The 15,975-nt window shown below is 43.1% G+C and carries 13 protein-coding genes; 4 read left to right on the top strand and 9 right to left on the bottom strand.

Going from position 1 to position 15,975, the window contains the following annotated elements:
* Positions 1–99: 99 nt before the first annotated feature.
* Both NSB03_RS13450 and NSB03_RS13445 read right to left on the bottom strand, forming a co-directional pair.
* Positions 100–1,251 (bottom strand): serine/threonine protein kinase, encoded by a 1,152-nt coding sequence (locus NSB03_RS13450; protein ID WP_024987645.1) that lies wholly within the window; start codon positions 1,249–1,251, stop codon positions 100–102.
* Complete coding sequence (locus tag NSB03_RS13445) at positions 1,244–1,822, bottom strand: hypothetical protein (RefSeq protein ID WP_024987644.1); 579 nt, start codon at positions 1,820–1,822, stop codon at positions 1,244–1,246. Before NSB03_RS13445 ends, NSB03_RS13450 begins: the two co-directional genes overlap by 8 nt.
* 110 nt (positions 1,823–1,932) lie before the next feature.
* On the opposite strand from NSB03_RS13445, the gene dpp5 reads away from it, so the two are divergent.
* On the top strand, positions 1,933–4,035 hold the full coding sequence (dpp5, locus tag NSB03_RS13440; RefSeq protein WP_172503802.1) for a dipeptidyl-peptidase Dpp5: 2,103 nt from the start codon (positions 1,933–1,935) through the stop codon (positions 4,033–4,035).
* 132 nt (positions 4,036–4,167) lie between these two features.
* On the opposite strand, the gene NSB03_RS13435 is transcribed toward dpp5, so the two are convergent.
* The 4 genes from NSB03_RS13435 to NSB03_RS13420 form a co-directional block, all read right to left on the bottom strand.
* A complete protein-coding gene (locus tag NSB03_RS13435; protein ID WP_024987643.1) occupies positions 4,168–4,674 on the bottom strand; it encodes a flavin reductase family protein in 507 nt (168 codons plus the stop codon).
* A 22-nt stretch (positions 4,675–4,696) separates the two neighbouring features.
* Positions 4,697–5,695, bottom strand: a complete 999-nt coding sequence (locus NSB03_RS13430) for an MBL fold metallo-hydrolase (RefSeq protein WP_024987642.1) — start codon at positions 5,693–5,695, stop codon at positions 4,697–4,699.
* A gap of 150 nt (positions 5,696–5,845) precedes the next feature.
* Entirely contained in the window at positions 5,846–6,946 is a 1,101-nt protein-coding gene (locus tag NSB03_RS13425) for a PspC domain-containing protein (RefSeq protein ID WP_135038684.1), read from the bottom strand.
* Positions 6,947–6,967: 21 nt separating this feature from the next.
* The gene (locus NSB03_RS13420; protein WP_024987641.1) at positions 6,968–7,294 is read right to left on the bottom strand and encodes a PadR family transcriptional regulator; all 327 of its coding nucleotides are present in this window, start codon (positions 7,292–7,294) and stop codon (positions 6,968–6,970) included.
* Between the two features lie 164 nt (positions 7,295–7,458).
* Here NSB03_RS13420 and NSB03_RS13415 point away from each other — a divergent pair, with 164 nt between their 5' ends.
* Complete coding sequence (locus NSB03_RS13415; protein WP_135038686.1) at positions 7,459–7,953, top strand: GNAT family N-acetyltransferase; 495 nt, start codon at positions 7,459–7,461, stop codon at positions 7,951–7,953.
* 75 nt (positions 7,954–8,028) lie between these two features.
* Here the strand turns inward: NSB03_RS13415 and NSB03_RS13410 are convergent, their stop codons facing one another.
* From NSB03_RS13410 to uvrA, 3 genes are all read right to left on the bottom strand, one after another.
* Positions 8,029–9,693 carry a peptide MFS transporter gene (locus NSB03_RS13410; protein ID WP_024987640.1) on the bottom strand — a complete coding sequence of 555 codons (1,665 nt, stop codon included), beginning with the start codon at positions 9,691–9,693 and terminating at the stop codon, positions 8,029–8,031.
* A 107-nt stretch (positions 9,694–9,800) separates the two neighbouring features.
* Positions 9,801–10,280, bottom strand: coding sequence for a Cys-tRNA(Pro) deacylase (gene ybaK / locus NSB03_RS13405; RefSeq protein ID WP_024987639.1), 480 nt, complete (start codon positions 10,278–10,280; stop codon positions 9,801–9,803).
* A 115-nt stretch (positions 10,281–10,395) separates the two neighbouring features.
* On the bottom strand, positions 10,396–13,221 hold the full coding sequence (gene uvrA, locus NSB03_RS13400) for an excinuclease ABC subunit UvrA (protein ID WP_172503803.1): 2,826 nt from the start codon (positions 13,219–13,221) through the stop codon (positions 10,396–10,398).
* Between the two features lie 157 nt (positions 13,222–13,378).
* Here uvrA and NSB03_RS13395 point away from each other — a divergent pair, with 157 nt between their 5' ends.
* Positions 13,379–15,145: a muramidase family protein gene (locus tag NSB03_RS13395; protein WP_257466434.1), complete on the top strand. Its 1,767-nt coding sequence runs from the start codon at positions 13,379–13,381 to the stop codon at positions 15,143–15,145.
* Positions 15,146–15,152: 7 nt separating this feature from the next.
* Positions 15,153–15,875 carry a porin family protein gene (locus tag NSB03_RS13390; protein WP_024987638.1) on the top strand — a complete coding sequence of 241 codons (723 nt, stop codon included), beginning with the start codon at positions 15,153–15,155 and terminating at the stop codon, positions 15,873–15,875.
* Positions 15,876–15,975 lie beyond the last annotated feature (100 nt).

Raw genomic sequence — 15,975 nt, 5'->3', positions numbered from 1 at the left:
CCACCCTATTGGCACAACAGTGACACCAATGTGACACAGTCGTGCCAACACGGTGGCACAGTTGTTCTTGCATATAATACGTTCTTTGGTATGGAGATCTTAACGTTGTCGCACCAGCGACTTAATTTGCTTTAACTGGCGTTCCGCTTCTTGTTGAAGTCCTTCCCACCGGCACTTATAAGCTGCAGACTCCCGCAACTCGGGCAATGGATATTCAGCATCCAGCGCAGCTTTCAGTTGCTGCATCAGTTGCAGGCTATCTGCCTTCCAATAACGTTCGTCCGCCAACGAATCGGCAGCATGTATCATTCGCATCCGTTCAGATGCAAGCAGGCGAAGACAACTTTCGCTACAGACCTGATTTCCGTAGACAGGATAAAAAGAGGGAGAAGAAGAGACAGAGATCGGCAACAAGTCACCTGCAACAGCATAAGCACCCACACAGACTACTCCTGCCAACACTGCAGCAACCATCCCCATATAAAGCCTTTTCCTGCGAGGCACAGTTACGGCGTTTGCCACCTCCACAACAGACACATAACGCTTTTCCCGCTTTCTACGGGTACACTTGCGCGAAACCGCTGCCAACTGTTTGTCTTTTAATGCTGTAGCCATCTCACCAATAATTACCCCAAGCGAATAAATATCAGCCCGCAAATCCAATGACACATCCGGTTGCAACATCTCGGGGGCAAGATAATAACGTGTGCCGGCAGGAAGCTTCAGCACATCGTAATCATCACAATCGGAAAGGCTGAAATCAATCAGTTTCACATTGTTACCATTGTGTGTAATCAGAATATTGTCCGGCTTCAAATCACGGTGGACAATCTGCTTGCTATGGATGTATTGTAAGGCACTACACAGTTCGTTGATGATCTTGACCGCCATAGGACGAGTCAGTTTTCCTTGCTGCATAAACTCTTTCAAAGTGACTCCGTCCACATATTCCAACAGGATGCAGCACCCTACAGACGGTACATTCTCCCATCCCAATGTACGACAAATATGAGGATGTTCTAATTGATAGCCGATATTGAATTCTTTTTTAAGAGCCTGTTCGTAAAAAGCCGTTCCTTTATACATCGGCTGCAAAGTTTTCAGCACATGCAACTTACCATGCCGATGGCAACGAAACAAACGATTCCATCCTGAACGGGAAGTATATATTTCCTGAATATCCGTAAAAGCCACGTCGACAGGAGACATTGTTTGCCCTATAAAGCCGGAAGTAAAAGTATCGTCACTCATGACCTATACAGTTCAACAAAGTAAGACCACCGTTCCGCCCCGCAATAAATGGCGAGGTACGAACTCCATCACGTAAAACGTATGGCAAAAACAAAGGTTGCCCTTTCAAGAAAGCGGATGTCTCGAAACAGTCTCCTTTTTGCAACTTAGACTGACGTGCCTCACACACTTCGAACAAAGCCTTTCCTTTATAAAGCAAACGCAGATAACGATTGGGCGACCATCCGATTTCGACTTCCGCTCCGGGAACAAGTTCACTTGCCGTCACCTGACAGGCAGAGAAAAATGAAGAATTGTACGCACTGCTACTCTTCAAGTAACTACAGAAAGTACTGAATAAATCAAAACCGATGAAGCGGGACAATAAATCAAGTGTCTGCATACGTGGTGTATGCATATCATTTACATATCCCCACAAACGTTTCAGTGTAGAAGTTGAAATTCTCCCCCATGAGTGACTCTGCAAATAAAAAGAAAACTCCTCAAAATCGGTAGTTGTCCGCAAAGCTTTTCCATATTTCTTTTCGACCAGCAATAAAAGTTCCGCTATTTCCGGTTTATATACATTCATGATTCAATACTGAATATTTTATAATGAACAAAGATAAGTAAAATCGTTTTATTATCGTATATTTGTCCGGCTATTCTAATAAAAAAATTACTAAACAATCATTTTAAAATATGAGACAAGCTAATTTATTTATGATGTCAGCAGCAATGTTGTTAGCTGCCTGCGGAGGAACCAAAGACGCAGGCAAGACAGATCAGGTGCTTATCGAGAAATCGGATATTAAGATCGAAGGGAAGCGCATGACTCCCGAAGCACTTTGGGCAATGGGACGTATCGGCGGATTCGCCGTATCGCCCGACGGAAAGAAAATTGCGTATACGGTGGCATACTACAGCGTACCGGAAAACAAGAGTAACCGCGAAGTCTTCGTGATGAACGCGGATGGAAGCGACAACCAGCAAATCACTCATACCCCGTATCAGGAAAATGAAGTGACATGGATTAAAGGAGGCAGCAAGCTCGCTTTTCTAAGCAATGACAACGGAAGCAGCCAGCTCTACGAGATGAATCCGGACGGCAGCGGCCGCAAGCAGTTGACCAACTACGAGGGAGACATCGAAGGTTATTCCATTTCACCGGATGGCAAAAAGTTGCTGTTTATTTCACAAGTAAAGACGAAAGAAAGCACTGCCGATAAATATCCGGACCTGCCGAAATCCACAGGTATCATCGTGACCGACCTGATGTACAAACATTGGGATGAATGGGTGACGACAGCTCCACATCCTTTTGTTGCCGACTTTGATGGTAACGGCATTTCCAATATCGTGGATATTCTGAACGGCGAACCGTATGAAAGTCCGATGAAGCCTTGGGGTGGCATTGAGCAACTTGCCTGGAATACGACTTCGGACAAAGTGGCTTACACTTGCCGTAAAAAGACAGGATTGGAATATGCGATTTCCACCAACTCCGATATTTACGTTTATGACCTGAACACCCAAAAAACGGAAAATATCACGGAAGAAAACAAAGGATATGATACCAATCCGCAATACTCTCCGGACGGCAAGTATATCGCCTGGCAGAGTATGGAACGTGACGGCTACGAAGCCGACCTGAACCGTCTGTTTATCATGAACCTGGAAACCGGTGAGAAACGGTTTGTCAGCAAGGCGTTCGAGTCGAATGTGGATGCTTTTGTATGGGGCACAGATGCCAAGACTATCTATTTCACAGGAGTATGGCACGGAGAATCGCAGATTTATGCGCTGGATTTGGCGACTGATTCGGTAAAGGCAATCACTTCAGGCATGTACGATTATGAAGGTGTGGCTCTTTTGGGTGATAAGTTGATTGCCAAACGTCATTCAATGAGCATGGGTGATGAGCTCTACACTGTGGCACTGGATGGCTCTACTACCCAACTGACGCAGGAGAATAAGCAAATCTACGACCAGTTGGAAATGGGTAAAGTGGAAGGTCGCTGGATGAAAACAACAGACGGCAAACAGATGTTGACATGGGTGATCTATCCTCCGCAGTTCGATCCGAACAAGAAATATCCTACTTTGTTGTTCTGCGAGGGAGGTCCGCAAAGTCCGGTAAGCCAGTTCTGGTCTTATCGCTGGAACTTCCAGATTATGGCAGCCAATGATTATATCATTGTTGCTCCCAATCGTCGCGGCTTGCCGGGATTCGGTGTGGAATGGAACGAACAGATCAGCGGTGACTACGGTGGCCAGTGTATGAAAGATTACTTCACTGCTATCGACGAGATAGCGAAAGAGCCGTATGTAGATAAAGACCGTTTGGGATGTGTAGGTGCCAGCTTCGGAGGATTCTCCGTATACTGGTTGGCGGGACATCATGACAAACGATTCAAAGCGTTTATTGCCCACGACGGTATCTTCAATATGGAAATGCAATATCTGGAAACTGAAGAGAAATGGTTTGCCAACTGGGATATGGGAGGTGCATACTGGGAAAAACAAAACCCGGTGGCACAACGTACTTTCGCCAACTCCCCTCACCTCTTCGTAGAAAAATGGGATACTCCGATTCTCTGTATCCATGGAGAAAAAGACTATCGTATTTTGGCTAATCAGGCAATGGCTGCCTTCGATGCTGCCGTGATGCGTGGTGTTCCTGCAGAGCTGCTGATTTATCCGGATGAAAACCATTGGGTATTGAAGCCGCAAAATGGAGTGTTATGGCAACGCACATTCTTCGAATGGCTGGACAAATGGGTAAAGAAAACTCCATCCAAATAGAGTTTCAAAAAACTAGTTACATAGTGAATAAAACATAGCAAACCCAAACACTGCAAACCCAAAGAAGCCCCTGTTCTCAATCTCTTGAGTTCAGGGGCTTCCCCATTGCATTCATAAAAAAAACCGCTAAATCTATTCCGAATATATATTTTCAATTTCTACAATATACATCTTATGAAAACAGCCATGCGCACTATCATACCATTTTTCCAATGATTCCTTATCCAGAAAACATTCCGGTTTGATACTGTCGGCATAGAGTTTCTTACATTCCAGGCTCAGACGGGCTTGCTCGAACAATACATTTCCCTCTTCCGTAAATATAGGTTTCAATCCGGTCTCTTTGACTTTATCTATATTCCGTCCCGACTTGGAGCCACATACTGCATGAATTTTCTTGTTTTCTTCTCCTAAGAAAGATAACGTCAGATAGTCGCTCTTCTCTATAAATTCATATGTATAACGTTCGGGGCGAACAAAAACAAACGCCACGGGCTTATTCCACAACCAACCGATGCCACCCCAGCTTGCTGTCATTGTATTAAACTTCTCTTTTGTACCGGCCGTGACCAGCATCCATTCTTTTCCGATTGCCTCAAAAAAGTTCTCTTTCAAGTCTTTAATTTCCAATTTCTTCATCTCTTTATTCATTCGTTTATAGTTATTTCTTTTTATTCAGTTTTACAATTTCTCCCAAACAAGGGATTTCTACCGGAATCTTTCTTTTCTTCGCTTCCGCCGCAAAAACTTTCGGGGGATCGTGCAAAGGTTCGTCAGACAGGTCAAATGTACCATAATGCATCGGGATAGTAAGCCCGACACACATTTCTTCGGCAGCAGTCAGCGATTCGTAAGGCGAGATATGGTTAGGGCGCATAAACCAACGGGGTTTGTATGCGCCGATTCCCAGCAAAGCATAATCCGGCGCACCGAACAAGTCCGGAATTTCGCGGAAGTGACTCGAATATCCCGTATCACCGCTATAATAGAGTGAGATGCCACCGCCTTGCAGCATAAAGGCACCCCACAATCGTTGTCCGCCGTCACGCACGGAGCGTTTGCTCCAATGCTGTGCCGGAAGGAAGGTTATTTTGAGTCCTTCGTCTTCCATCTGCTGATACCAGCCGGCTTCAATTACCTTCATCTCTGGAAACCAGTTCTGAATTAATTCCCCTGTTCCCAGTCCACAGAAGAGTTTCATTTGCGGATTGTTCTTCAAGAGGCGGGCAATACTTTGTTTATCCAAATGGTCGAAATGGTCGTGGCTGACGAGCAGATAGTCAATCCCTGTAAAGATATCAGGATTAGCGGGAAATTCACTCTGACGCTTTACAAAAGGGATACTTCCGAATACCGGATCGAACATGATTCTTTTACCTGCCAATTGGAGAAAGAAGGAATTATGTCCCAGCCATATCAGGGAATTCCCTACCACAGCGTCCAAGGAGCGAAGATAGCAAACTCTCGGATTCCACTTCACCGTCTTCTTTTCTTTGCGTTGCGGATTGGGCGAGAAACGCCATTTCAACACACTTCCCATCCCCGGACGGAAGCGGTGTTGTCTATTAAAAAAACGTCCGCGAACCATTGGATTTCCCCGCCAATATGGATTAACGGTGACCAGACGTTCGTTTCTCCTAAAACATATACGCTCACCCATTTTTATTTCTTGAATACGTCTTTACAAATTTAATAAAAATTCTCGACCTACGATAAAAAAGAACAAAAAATGTACCCCGGACACACTATCGGGGTACATTTAGTTATAAAAGAATAAATATTATCCTTTTTTTAATAGAATGAGTATTAGTTAAGAGCAGTGTAAGCCATATAAAGGCAGTCGCCAGCCAAGGGCTGAAAGACTAATAATCATAATGGCAGCACCCAATATCCATAGAATCAGCAACGACCATTTCAAGCCTGTCCCCATCGGTGACCAATGGAACAACTGACGAAGAATAGTATAAAGGAAAGCACCCAATGGAATACCAATCAAGGCGACTCCGGCAATTGTACCCAGCAATGTCATCATAGGCGATATGGAAGCTATCGGCGCCCAACTGATGGCAGGCAGCATCTCATAAAGCAAAGCGCCACCACTGACCGCTACCGCAATAGCGGCAAATACCAAAGCCACCAGCACAACAGCAAGGACAAACAGCATAGGACAACAGATAATCACCAAGGCTACTAGAAATATTTTAAAAAGAACGGCTGCGATGGAAACAAACACATCCCCTACCTTCTGAAGAAACGTACGGGGTTTTCCTGAATTCATATAATTATTGACTCCGTCCGCTACGCGTTCGAAACCGTCTGTCACCGTTTTACCAATATTCTCGATTGTGACCGCTTCGCCACGCATACTCAGCTTTTCTGCCGCAGTATGGGCTTCAGGAATAACAATCCACCCAATAATATAAAGTATAATCATCGGACAATAAGGAACAAACACGAAGATTATCATTAGGATACGCACCAAAGTAATATCCCAACCGAAATAGGCTGCCAGTCCTGATGCCACACCACCCAGCAATTTATTGTCCGGATCACGGAACAAACGACGCGGAGCAGCGGTACGCGTATATGACTGACTGGCGGAAGAAGCAGACTGTTCCGTTTTTTTCTGAGAATCCGTATCATCATCGGCAATTCCAAAGTCTTCAGGTTTCCCTACACGAGCTATAATTTCTTCTACATCCGAAACGGTTATGACTTGTTTTCCCTCGGCTATTTTCTCGGCAAACAGTTCGGCAATACGCATTTCAATATCGTTTACGATCTCTTCCGCACCTTCCTGTTTACGAAAGTAATGCTTCAGGTTAGCCAGGTAATTGTCTAGCAGACGGTAGGCATCATCATCTATATGATAGACAGTTCCTCCTAAATTGATGGTCAATGTCTTTTTCATTTTAACTTTTTCTTTTTCGGATTATCTATTGGCAATATGGTTCACTGTTTCGTTCAATTCTTTCCAGGATATTTCAAGTTCTCCCAAAAAGGTTTCTCCACTTTCTGTGAGTTTATAATATTTGCGTGGTGGTCCTTGTGTAGATTCCACCCATTCATAACTTAGCAGGTCATCATTCTTCAGACGTGTCAGCAAGGGATACAAAGTACCCTCTACCACAATCAGTTGAGCCTCTTTCAGCTTCTGAATAATATCTGAAGCATAAGCAGGCTCCTTATGCAGCAAAAGCATGATACAATATTCAAGCATGCCTTTTCTCATCTGGGATTTTACATTGTCTACTTTCATTATTTTCTTCTTTTGTATGGCACAAATATATGTATTACTCCAGTACCTTGCATTACAAAGTACTATAAATTAATAATAATTAAATGATTAGAGAGATTACACCTTATTATAAAAAGAAATAATGGTTATATTTGTGCCCGTTAAACCACAAAAAGAAAATATGTATGTTTAGTATTCGAAAAGCGACGTTTGCCGATTGCGAACTTATCAATAGGATGGCAAAGGAAGTTTTTCCCGCCACTTACAAGGAAATCTTATCTCCCGAACAACTGGATTATATGATGGATTGGATGTATGCGCCTCAGAATATTCTCAAGCAAATGGAAGAAGGGCATGTCTATTTTATCGCTTACAAGGACAGTGGGCCATGCGGATACGTCTCTGTGCAGCAACAGGAAAAAGACGTATTCCATCTTCAGAAAATCTATGTTCTCCCCCGCTTTCAGGGTACGCATTGCGGAAGTTTCTTGTTTAAGGAAGCGGTCAAGTATATCAAGGAAGTGCATCCGGAACCTTGCCTGATGGAACTAAATGTAAATCGCAATAACAAGGCATTACAGTTTTACGAACACATGGGAATGAGAAAGTTGCGGGAAGGTGATTTTCCGATTGGAAACGGATATTATATGAATGATTATATCATGGGACTGGATATTTAATAAAAAAGGCTTGCAGAACACAATCTGCAAGCCTTTTTTATTAAATAATATTACCGGGCAAATACCCGTCTCCATTTATGCCACCTTTTCAAGTTTCTTCATGATAGAGAAGATAAACAGAGCTGATAACAGACAGCAGGCAATCAATACGCTCCATACCATCCACAGTTGCATGCCACCCCACAGATAACCAATAATAGCGACCAAATAGTTACCAATAGCAGTAGCTACAAACCAGCCCCCCATCATCATACCTTTATACTTGGGCGGAGCCACTTTCGAAACGAAAGAAATACCCATCGGAGAAAGCAACAACTCAGCAAAGGTCAACACAAGATAAGTAGAAATCAACCAGTTGGGAGAAACCAGGACATCCGGATTAATACCCGCTGTTTCCACTTCTTTCGGAGTAGGCAAGCCCATAGAACCAACTGCCAGAATCAAGAAACCACACGCAGCAATCACCATACCGATACCGATTTTGCGTGGTGCGGACGGTTCTTTTTTCTTTCTAGCCAAATAACCAAAGACCGCCAAAGATACCGGAGTCAGAGCCACTACAAAGAACGGATTGAACTGCTGGAATATTTGAGGAAGGATTTCTACAGTCGGATTCATAGAAGAATAATTCCAAAACAATACACCCAAAGAAGCCAATACAGCAATACCGCCAATCGCTTTTCCACGGCCGGTTTTTGACTGGAAAAGGGAGAATGCACCATAAACAGCGATAACAAGAAGAACCAGATTCCACACATCGAACCCAATACGGTCAAGCCCTGTCACGGATTGAGTAGTATAATCGCGTGCAAAGAATGTCATTGTCAAACCATTCTGATGGAATGCCATCCAGAAGAAGATAACCACAGAGAAGACAAGCAATAAAGCAACGATACGTTCCTTTGTCTGTGCCGGAGTAAGTTCCGGTTCGTTATTATTATTTACAGCCTTAGCCTGTTTAGAATTATAATCCGCATGTTTAAACATAGGACGGCAGCATACGTAGATTGCCATTGAAATAATCAAAGAAATACAAGCTACGGCAAAACCATAGTTATATGCTTCTGACAGCTTCTCTATATAAGAACTACAGAATGCGGCTGTATCACCGGCAAAACCCTGGGCAGCCTGCAAGCCGCTAAGAGCAACATTTCCTTCGGGAGTAATAGTTCCATCAAGGAATTGATGCGCCAAAGAAGGTATTTGAGCGTTGTAAGTAAATCCTGCACCACCTAAGATATAGTTGGTAACCTTAGTTGCAGCTGTCGGAGCAAATAACGCACCTACATTGATTGCCATATAGAATAAGCTGAAAGCGGTGTCACGCTTTGAACTATATTCCGGAGAATCATAAAGGTTACCCACCATTACCTGCAAATTACCTTTAAATAGTCCGGTTCCGCAAGCAATCAAAAACAGTGAACCAAACATCATCATCTTACCGGTGAGGTCTGCTGCAGTAGGAATCGCTAAAAGCAGATAACCAATAAACATGACAATGATACCTGTCGTCACCATCTTACCATAACCGCACTTGTCAGCCAAAATACCACCAACAAGAGGCATAAAGTAAACTGCTGCCAAGAATGAACCAAAAATTGTAGAAGTTTCTGCTGCCGTGTAACCAAATTTCGCTTGTAAGAAAAGTGTAAAGATAGCAAGCATCGTGTAGTAGCCAAAACGTTCGCCCGTGTTAGCCAAGGCTAAAGCGTATAGCCCTTTCGGTTGTCCTTCAAACATATAAACAAGAATATTAGATTAATAAAATTGATATTTTCTGCAAATATATACTTTTTTTAATTCACTCAAAGAATATGCAGGCATATTTACTCTATAAATAACAGGATTTAGTCCTCAAATAAACGACAAATTTCCGCTCTCGACTCACGAATCAAATCTCCCGGAGCTAATTTTATCTGAAGTCCCCTCACACCTGCGCTTACATAAATATACGGAAATTGCAGGCAAGTCTCATGGATATAAGTAGGAAAATGCTTCTTCATGCCGATAGGAGAACAACCACCCCGGATATATCCGGTAAGTGGTAGAAGTTCTTTCACAGGTATCAAGTCACACTTTTTATTGCCGGAAGCCTTTGCTGCCCATTTCAAGTCAACTTCGTGTTCGCCCGGAATGACGCAAACAAAATATCCGCTTTTATCGCCATGCAAAACGAGCGTTTTGAATACTTGCTCTATGTTCTCACCTAAGTTAGCTGCCACATGGATAGCACTCAAGTCGTTCTCATCTACCTCATAGGGAATCAGTTCATAGGCTATCTTAGCTTTATCTAACAGCCGTGCGGCATTTGTTTTATTGATTTTCATTTTCGTTATATTTATACTTTCTATATCTGACAAATAAAGAATTAGCAGGAGACAAAATCCTCTATGACTTTTATTAAGAATAGTTGACTTTATTAGGGGAACGCTATGCTTCCAATTAGAGCCCCAATTCTTCGCGAAGAAACTTAGGTGTATATCCCTTATGGCTCTTCGCAACCTCTTCCGGTGTTCCGTAACTAAGGAGTTCTCCCCCGCCCTTACCACCCTCAGGGCCCATATCAATAATATAATCCGCCATTTTAATCACATCCAGATTGTGTTCGATGACGACAACCGTATTCCCTTTATCCACAAGCTTATTCAGTACTCCCATCAGTACGCGGATATCTTCAAAATGAAGTCCGGTAGTCGGTTCATCAAGGATGTAAAGGGTCTTGCCTGTATCTCTTTTCGACAGTTCCGTTGCCAGTTTCACACGTTGGCTCTCCCCCCCGGAAAGTGTGGTAGAAGATTGTCCCAACTTGATATATCCCAGTCCGACATCCTGCAATACTTTTATCTTATTCAAGATTTGCGGAACGTTTTCAAAGAATTCTACGGCACGGTTGATAGTCATATCAAGTACATCGGCAATCGATTTTCCTTTGAAACGTACTTCCAGTGTTTCCCGGTTATAACGTTTGCCGTGACAGACTTCACAAGGCACATAGACATCAGGAAGGAAATTCATTTCAATTGTCTTATAACCATTTCCCGTACAAGCTTCACAACGTCCGCCTGAAACATTAAAGGAGAAGCGTCCCGGTTTGTAACCGCGAATCTTAGCCTCCGGAAGACCAACAAACAGATTACGGATATCAGAGAACACACCGGTATAGGTAGCAGGATTGGAGCGTGGCGTACGTCCTAAAGGTGATTGATCGACATTCACTACCTTATCAATGTTTTCCAATCCTTCAATCGAATCGTATTCCAAAGGCTCCTGCAAAGAGCGATAGAACTTCTGCGACAGAATCGGTTGCAGAGTTTCATTAATCAAGGTAGACTTTCCGCTTCCCGACACTCCCGTTACACAAATCAGTTTTCCTAACGGGAATTCGACAGTAACATCCTTCAGGTTATTACCTTTCGCCCCTTTCAACCAGATAGATTTTCCGTTTCCTTCTCTACGCTTGGCAGGAATTTCAATTTTCATCTTCCCGTTCAGGTATTGCGAAGTCATCGTATCCGTCTTCAGCATCTCTTGGGGAGTTCCTGCAAAAACGACCTCTCCACCCAGGCGACCGGCTTTCGGTCCCATATCGATGACATAGTCGGCAGCCAGCATCATATCCTTATCATGTTCCACCACAATCACGGAGTTTCCCATGTCACGGAGTTCTTTCAAAGAGTTGATAAGACGTAAATTATCACGCTGATGCAAACCGATACTCGGCTCGTCGAGAATATAAAGCACATTCACCAATTGAGAACCAATCTGTGTAGCCAAACGGATACGCTGGCTCTCCCCGCCGGAAAGGCTGACAGAACTACGGTTCAACGCCAGATAATCCAAACCGACATCCAGCAGGAACTTCAAACGCGTACGAATCTCTTTCAGAATCTCTACGGAGATTTTCTTCTGTTTGTCGGAAAGGAATTCATCTACCTTCATCAACCAGTCATACAGCTCGTTGATGTCCATGTTTGCCAGTTCATTGATATTCTTGTCATGGATTCGGAAATGCAGAGCTTCCTTATTCAAGCGGGCCCCTTTACATTCGGGACAAACAGTAGTTTTAGCAAATTGTTCCGCCCATTTCTGTGCTGTCGCAGAAGCATCTTTCTCCTGCAACATCTGAATATACTTCACCACTCCTTCATAGGTAACAAAGTAATCGGATGAAGTGCCGATCAGCGAACTCTTGATTTTAATCCGTTCGTCAGAGCCATACAACACTTCATCAATCGCATCGTCGGGCAATTCCTTAACCGGTGTTTTCAACGTTACATCGTACTTCTCAAGCAAAGCACCGATTTGCCAGAAAATCATCGCATTCTTATATTTTCCCAAAGGTGCTATGGCGCCTTCATATATGGAAAGCTCACGCTCGGGAATTACCTTATCCACGTCAATCTGATTGACTACCCCCAATCCTTTACATTTCGGACACGCTCCTTGCGGAGAGTTGAACGAGAAATTATGCGGAGCCGGTTCACGATAAGACAGTCCGGTGACCGGACACATAAGGCGCTTACTATAATGACGGATACTTTCGGATTGGGCATCCAGAATCATCATCAAGCCGTCTCCCTGTCGCATGGTAGTTGCCACACTCTGTTTCAAGCGCCGGTCGTCCTTTTCCGTTACCACTAATTTATCAATAACGACTTCGACGTCATGATTTTTATATCTGTCAAGTTTCATACCATGCGTTATTTCACGCACTTCACCATCCACCCGTACATACAAGTATCCTTTTTTGCGTACCTGCTCAAACAGTTCCCTGTAATGTCCCTTACGACCACGAACCATAGGAGCAAGCAGATATATTTTCTTTCCTTTATAATCTTTCAGGATTAAATCCAGAATCTGTTCCTCGGTATATTTCACCATCTCCTCGCCGGACAAGTACGAATAAGCTACTCCCGCACGGGCATAGAGCAAACGCAGATAATCGTATATCTCAGTCGTTGTCCCTACGGTAGAACGGGGATTTTTATTCGTTGTTTTCTGTTCAATGGAGATAACCGGACTCAAGCCTGTTATTTTATCGACATCCGGACGTTCAAGGTTGCCCAGGAAATTGCGGGCATAGGCTGAAAAAGTTTCGATATAACGACGTTGCCCTTCCGCAAAAATCGTATCGAAGGCTAGAGAAGATTTTCCACTACCACTCAGTCCGGTAATGACCGTCAGACTATTGCGGGGGATTTCGGCATCAATATCCTTCAAGTTGTGCACGCGCGCACCGTACACATTAATATATTCTGTTTCCTGCATATTCATATCCTTCATAAATGCTGCAAAATTAATGTTTCCGCCCGAAATATGCTCCTAAAAAAGCACAATATTATTTTCTTAACTCAAATCTTATGAAGATATAGGGCATTATTCGTACCTTTGTTCCTTGATTTCAAGAACCAATAGTTATAATTTGATGAAACCGATAAACCGAATATTCTTATTTCTGCTTTTTATAAGCGTTTCATACGCCGTCAGCGATGCACAGGAGAACCAATCCTATTTCTTGCATACCATCGAAAAAGGGCAAAGTTTATACTCTATTTCCAAGATGTACAATGTCACGACATCGGATATTGTCCGTTTGAACCCCGGTTGCAACGAGAAAATCTACGCCGGACAAACAATTAAGATTCCCAAAGGAAAAGAAAGCCCCAAAGGAGAAACATTCCATACGATTCAAGCCGGAGAGACTTTATACAAACTTACAACCATGTATAATGTATCCGCAAAAGATATTTGCGAAGCAAATCCCGGTCTGAGTGCCGAGAACTTCCGTATCGGACAGGTTATCCTGATTCCGCAGAAAAAAGAGGAAAAGGCTGTCACTACTCAGACACCCGCCGAACCGAACAGCAATATCCAAGGTCCGGTAGTTCCCAGATGCAAGGATATGCATAAGGTGAAGCGCAAAGAAACGATTTTCAGTGTGAGCCGCGAATACGGAATCAGCGAACAGGAGCTGATTGCCGCCAATCCCGAATTGAAAAAGGGAATGAAAAAGGGACAATTCCTTTGTATCCCCTACCCGGCAGCAACGACCGTGCAGCCTACCCCAAAAGAAGACCCTTATGCTATTCCACCGAGCAACAGCGAGCTTTTCAGTAAGAGCAAAGAGGCTCCTAAAGAGATGTCTACCATTAAAGCAGCATTAATACTGCCTTTCCAGGAAGACAAACGTATGGTAGAATATTACGAAGGTTTCCTGATGGCAGTAGACAGTTTGAAACGTACGGGTACTTCGCTCGACTTATATGTATATGACAGCGGTAAAGAGGTTTCTACCTTAAATACGATTCTTGCCAAGAACGAAATGAAGAATATGGACGTCATTTTCGGTCCGATGCATCAGAATCAAATTAAACCGTTATCCGATTTTGCGGAAAAGAATGATATCCGCCTGGTCATTCCTTTCTCTCAAAAAGGTGAAGAGGTATTCAGCAATCCTTCGGTTTATCAGATCAATACTCCACAATCTTATTTGTATTCGGAAGTTTATGAGCACTTCACCCGTCAATTTCCTAATGCCCACGTTATCTTTATCGAACCGGCAATTGCCGACAAGGAAAAAGCGGAGTTTATTAGCGGTTTGAAGCAAGAATTGAAAAACAAAGGCATTTCAATGCAGACAGTCAGCGAAAATGCGACAAAAGAAACATTGAAAACAACGTTACGCAATGGAAAAGAGAATATCTTTATTCCGACATCAGGCAAAAACATGCTGTTAATTAAGGCGTTGCCACAGTTAACATTGTTAGTAAGAGAGAATCCTGAACAAAATATTCATTTGTTCGGTTATCCTGAATGGCAAACTTACACTAAAGATTATCTGGAGAATTTCTTTGAACTGGATGCATATTTCTATTCTTCGTTCTATACGAATACGTTATTCCCAGCAGCAGTACAATTCACCAATAACTATCACAAATGGTATAGTAAAGACTTGATAAGCAAATGGCCCAACTATGCAATGCTCGGATTTGACACCGGCTTCTTCTTCCTGAAAGGATTGTCACGTTATGGCTCAGAGCTTGAAAACAACCTCGCTAAAATGAATCTGACTCCCATCCAGACCGGATTTAGATTCCAGCGTGTGAACAACTGGGGCGGATTTATCAACAAGAAGGTGTTCTTCATACGTTTCACTAAGAATTTTGAATTGGTAAAACTAGACTTCGAATAATACGAAAATGATAAGGATAAAACCATTTTTGATCGCAACGCTCCTGCTTACAGGTGTTACTCTTCCTGCTATTGCCCAAATCGGGGAAGTACGAAGCAATTTGTCTGTGGGCATCAATGGCGGCGTTAATCTGAATAGTGCTTCTTTCACCCCCACCATCAAACAAAACAGCCTGATGGGGATTACCGGTGGATTGACGGCACGTTATATTTCCGAGAAGTATTTTGCCATGATTTGCGGCGCACAGGTCGAACTGAATGTCTCGCAACGAGGATGGGATCAGTTATTCGAAATACCAGGAGAAAACGGAGAACCTGTAAAGGACCCAAGTCAAATTTATACTCGTAAAATGACTTATATCGATATCCCCTTCCTTGCGCATCTTGCCTTCGGACGAGACAGAGGATTACAATTCTTCATCCATGCAGGTCCTCAAATCGGTTTCTTAATCGGTGAATCCGAGAAAATAGAAGGAGTAGACATGAACAAACTGTCAAATACCCAAAAAGCACTATATGGCGTCAAGATTCAAAACAAATTCGATTACGGAATTGCCGGTGGCGGTGGTGTGGAACTCAGGACAAAGAAGGCCGGCAGCTTCATTGTAGAAGGACGCTACTACTTTGCTCTATCCGATTTTTATAGTACTACGAAGAAAGATTATTTTGCACGTGCGGCTCATGGGACAATTACCATAAAACTCACTTACTTATTTGATTTGAAAAAATAAAGCATCGCTTTAGAGACCCAAAAGGAGGTGTGTCGTAATGCACGATACACCTTCTTTTTTATTCATTACTATACAACTCGGTTCATTTTCTTTAAGCTGC

This window comes from Bacteroides acidifaciens, assembly GCF_024623065.1.
GTDB classification, from domain to species: domain Bacteria; phylum Bacteroidota; class Bacteroidia; order Bacteroidales; family Bacteroidaceae; genus Bacteroides; species Bacteroides acidifaciens.
Note: the sequence above shows the minus strand (reverse complement) of the source record. Positions and strands in the feature narration are given on the sequence as shown.

What these genes read in the sequence shown, in the direction of transcription:
- NSB03_RS13435 (WP_024987643.1), bottom strand. Translation starts at nt 4,674, where the DNA reads ATGAAGAAATTGGAAATTAAAGACTTGAAAGAGAACTTTTTTGAGGCA.
- NSB03_RS13410 (WP_024987640.1), bottom strand. Translation starts at nt 9,693, where the DNA reads ATGTTTGAAGGACAACCGAAAGGGCTATACGCTTTAGCCTTGGCTAAC.
- NSB03_RS13430 (WP_024987642.1), bottom strand. Translation starts at nt 5,695, where the DNA reads ATGGGTGAGCGTATATGTTTTAGGAGAAACGAACGTCTGGTCACCGTT.
- uvrA (WP_172503803.1), bottom strand. Translation starts at nt 13,221, where the DNA reads ATGCAGGAAACAGAATATATTAATGTGTACGGTGCGCGCGTGCACAAC.
- ybaK (WP_024987639.1), bottom strand. Translation starts at nt 10,280, where the DNA reads ATGAAAATCAATAAAACAAATGCCGCACGGCTGTTAGATAAAGCTAAG.
- NSB03_RS13425 (WP_135038684.1), bottom strand. Translation starts at nt 6,946, where the DNA reads ATGAAAAAGACATTGACCATCAATTTAGGAGGAACTGTCTATCATATA.
- NSB03_RS13420 (WP_024987641.1), bottom strand. Translation starts at nt 7,294, where the DNA reads ATGAAAGTAGACAATGTAAAATCCCAGATGAGAAAAGGCATGCTTGAA.
- NSB03_RS13390 (WP_024987638.1), top strand. Translation starts at nt 15,153, where the DNA reads ATGATAAGGATAAAACCATTTTTGATCGCAACGCTCCTGCTTACAGGT.
- NSB03_RS13445 (WP_024987644.1), bottom strand. Translation starts at nt 1,822, where the DNA reads ATGAATGTATATAAACCGGAAATAGCGGAACTTTTATTGCTGGTCGAA.
- NSB03_RS13450 (WP_024987645.1), bottom strand. Translation starts at nt 1,251, where the DNA reads ATGAGTGACGATACTTTTACTTCCGGCTTTATAGGGCAAACAATGTCT.
- dpp5 (WP_172503802.1), top strand. Translation starts at nt 1,933, where the DNA reads ATGAGACAAGCTAATTTATTTATGATGTCAGCAGCAATGTTGTTAGCT.
- NSB03_RS13395 (WP_257466434.1), top strand. Translation starts at nt 13,379, where the DNA reads ATGAAACCGATAAACCGAATATTCTTATTTCTGCTTTTTATAAGCGTT.
- NSB03_RS13415 (WP_135038686.1), top strand. Translation starts at nt 7,459, where the DNA reads ATGTTTAGTATTCGAAAAGCGACGTTTGCCGATTGCGAACTTATCAAT.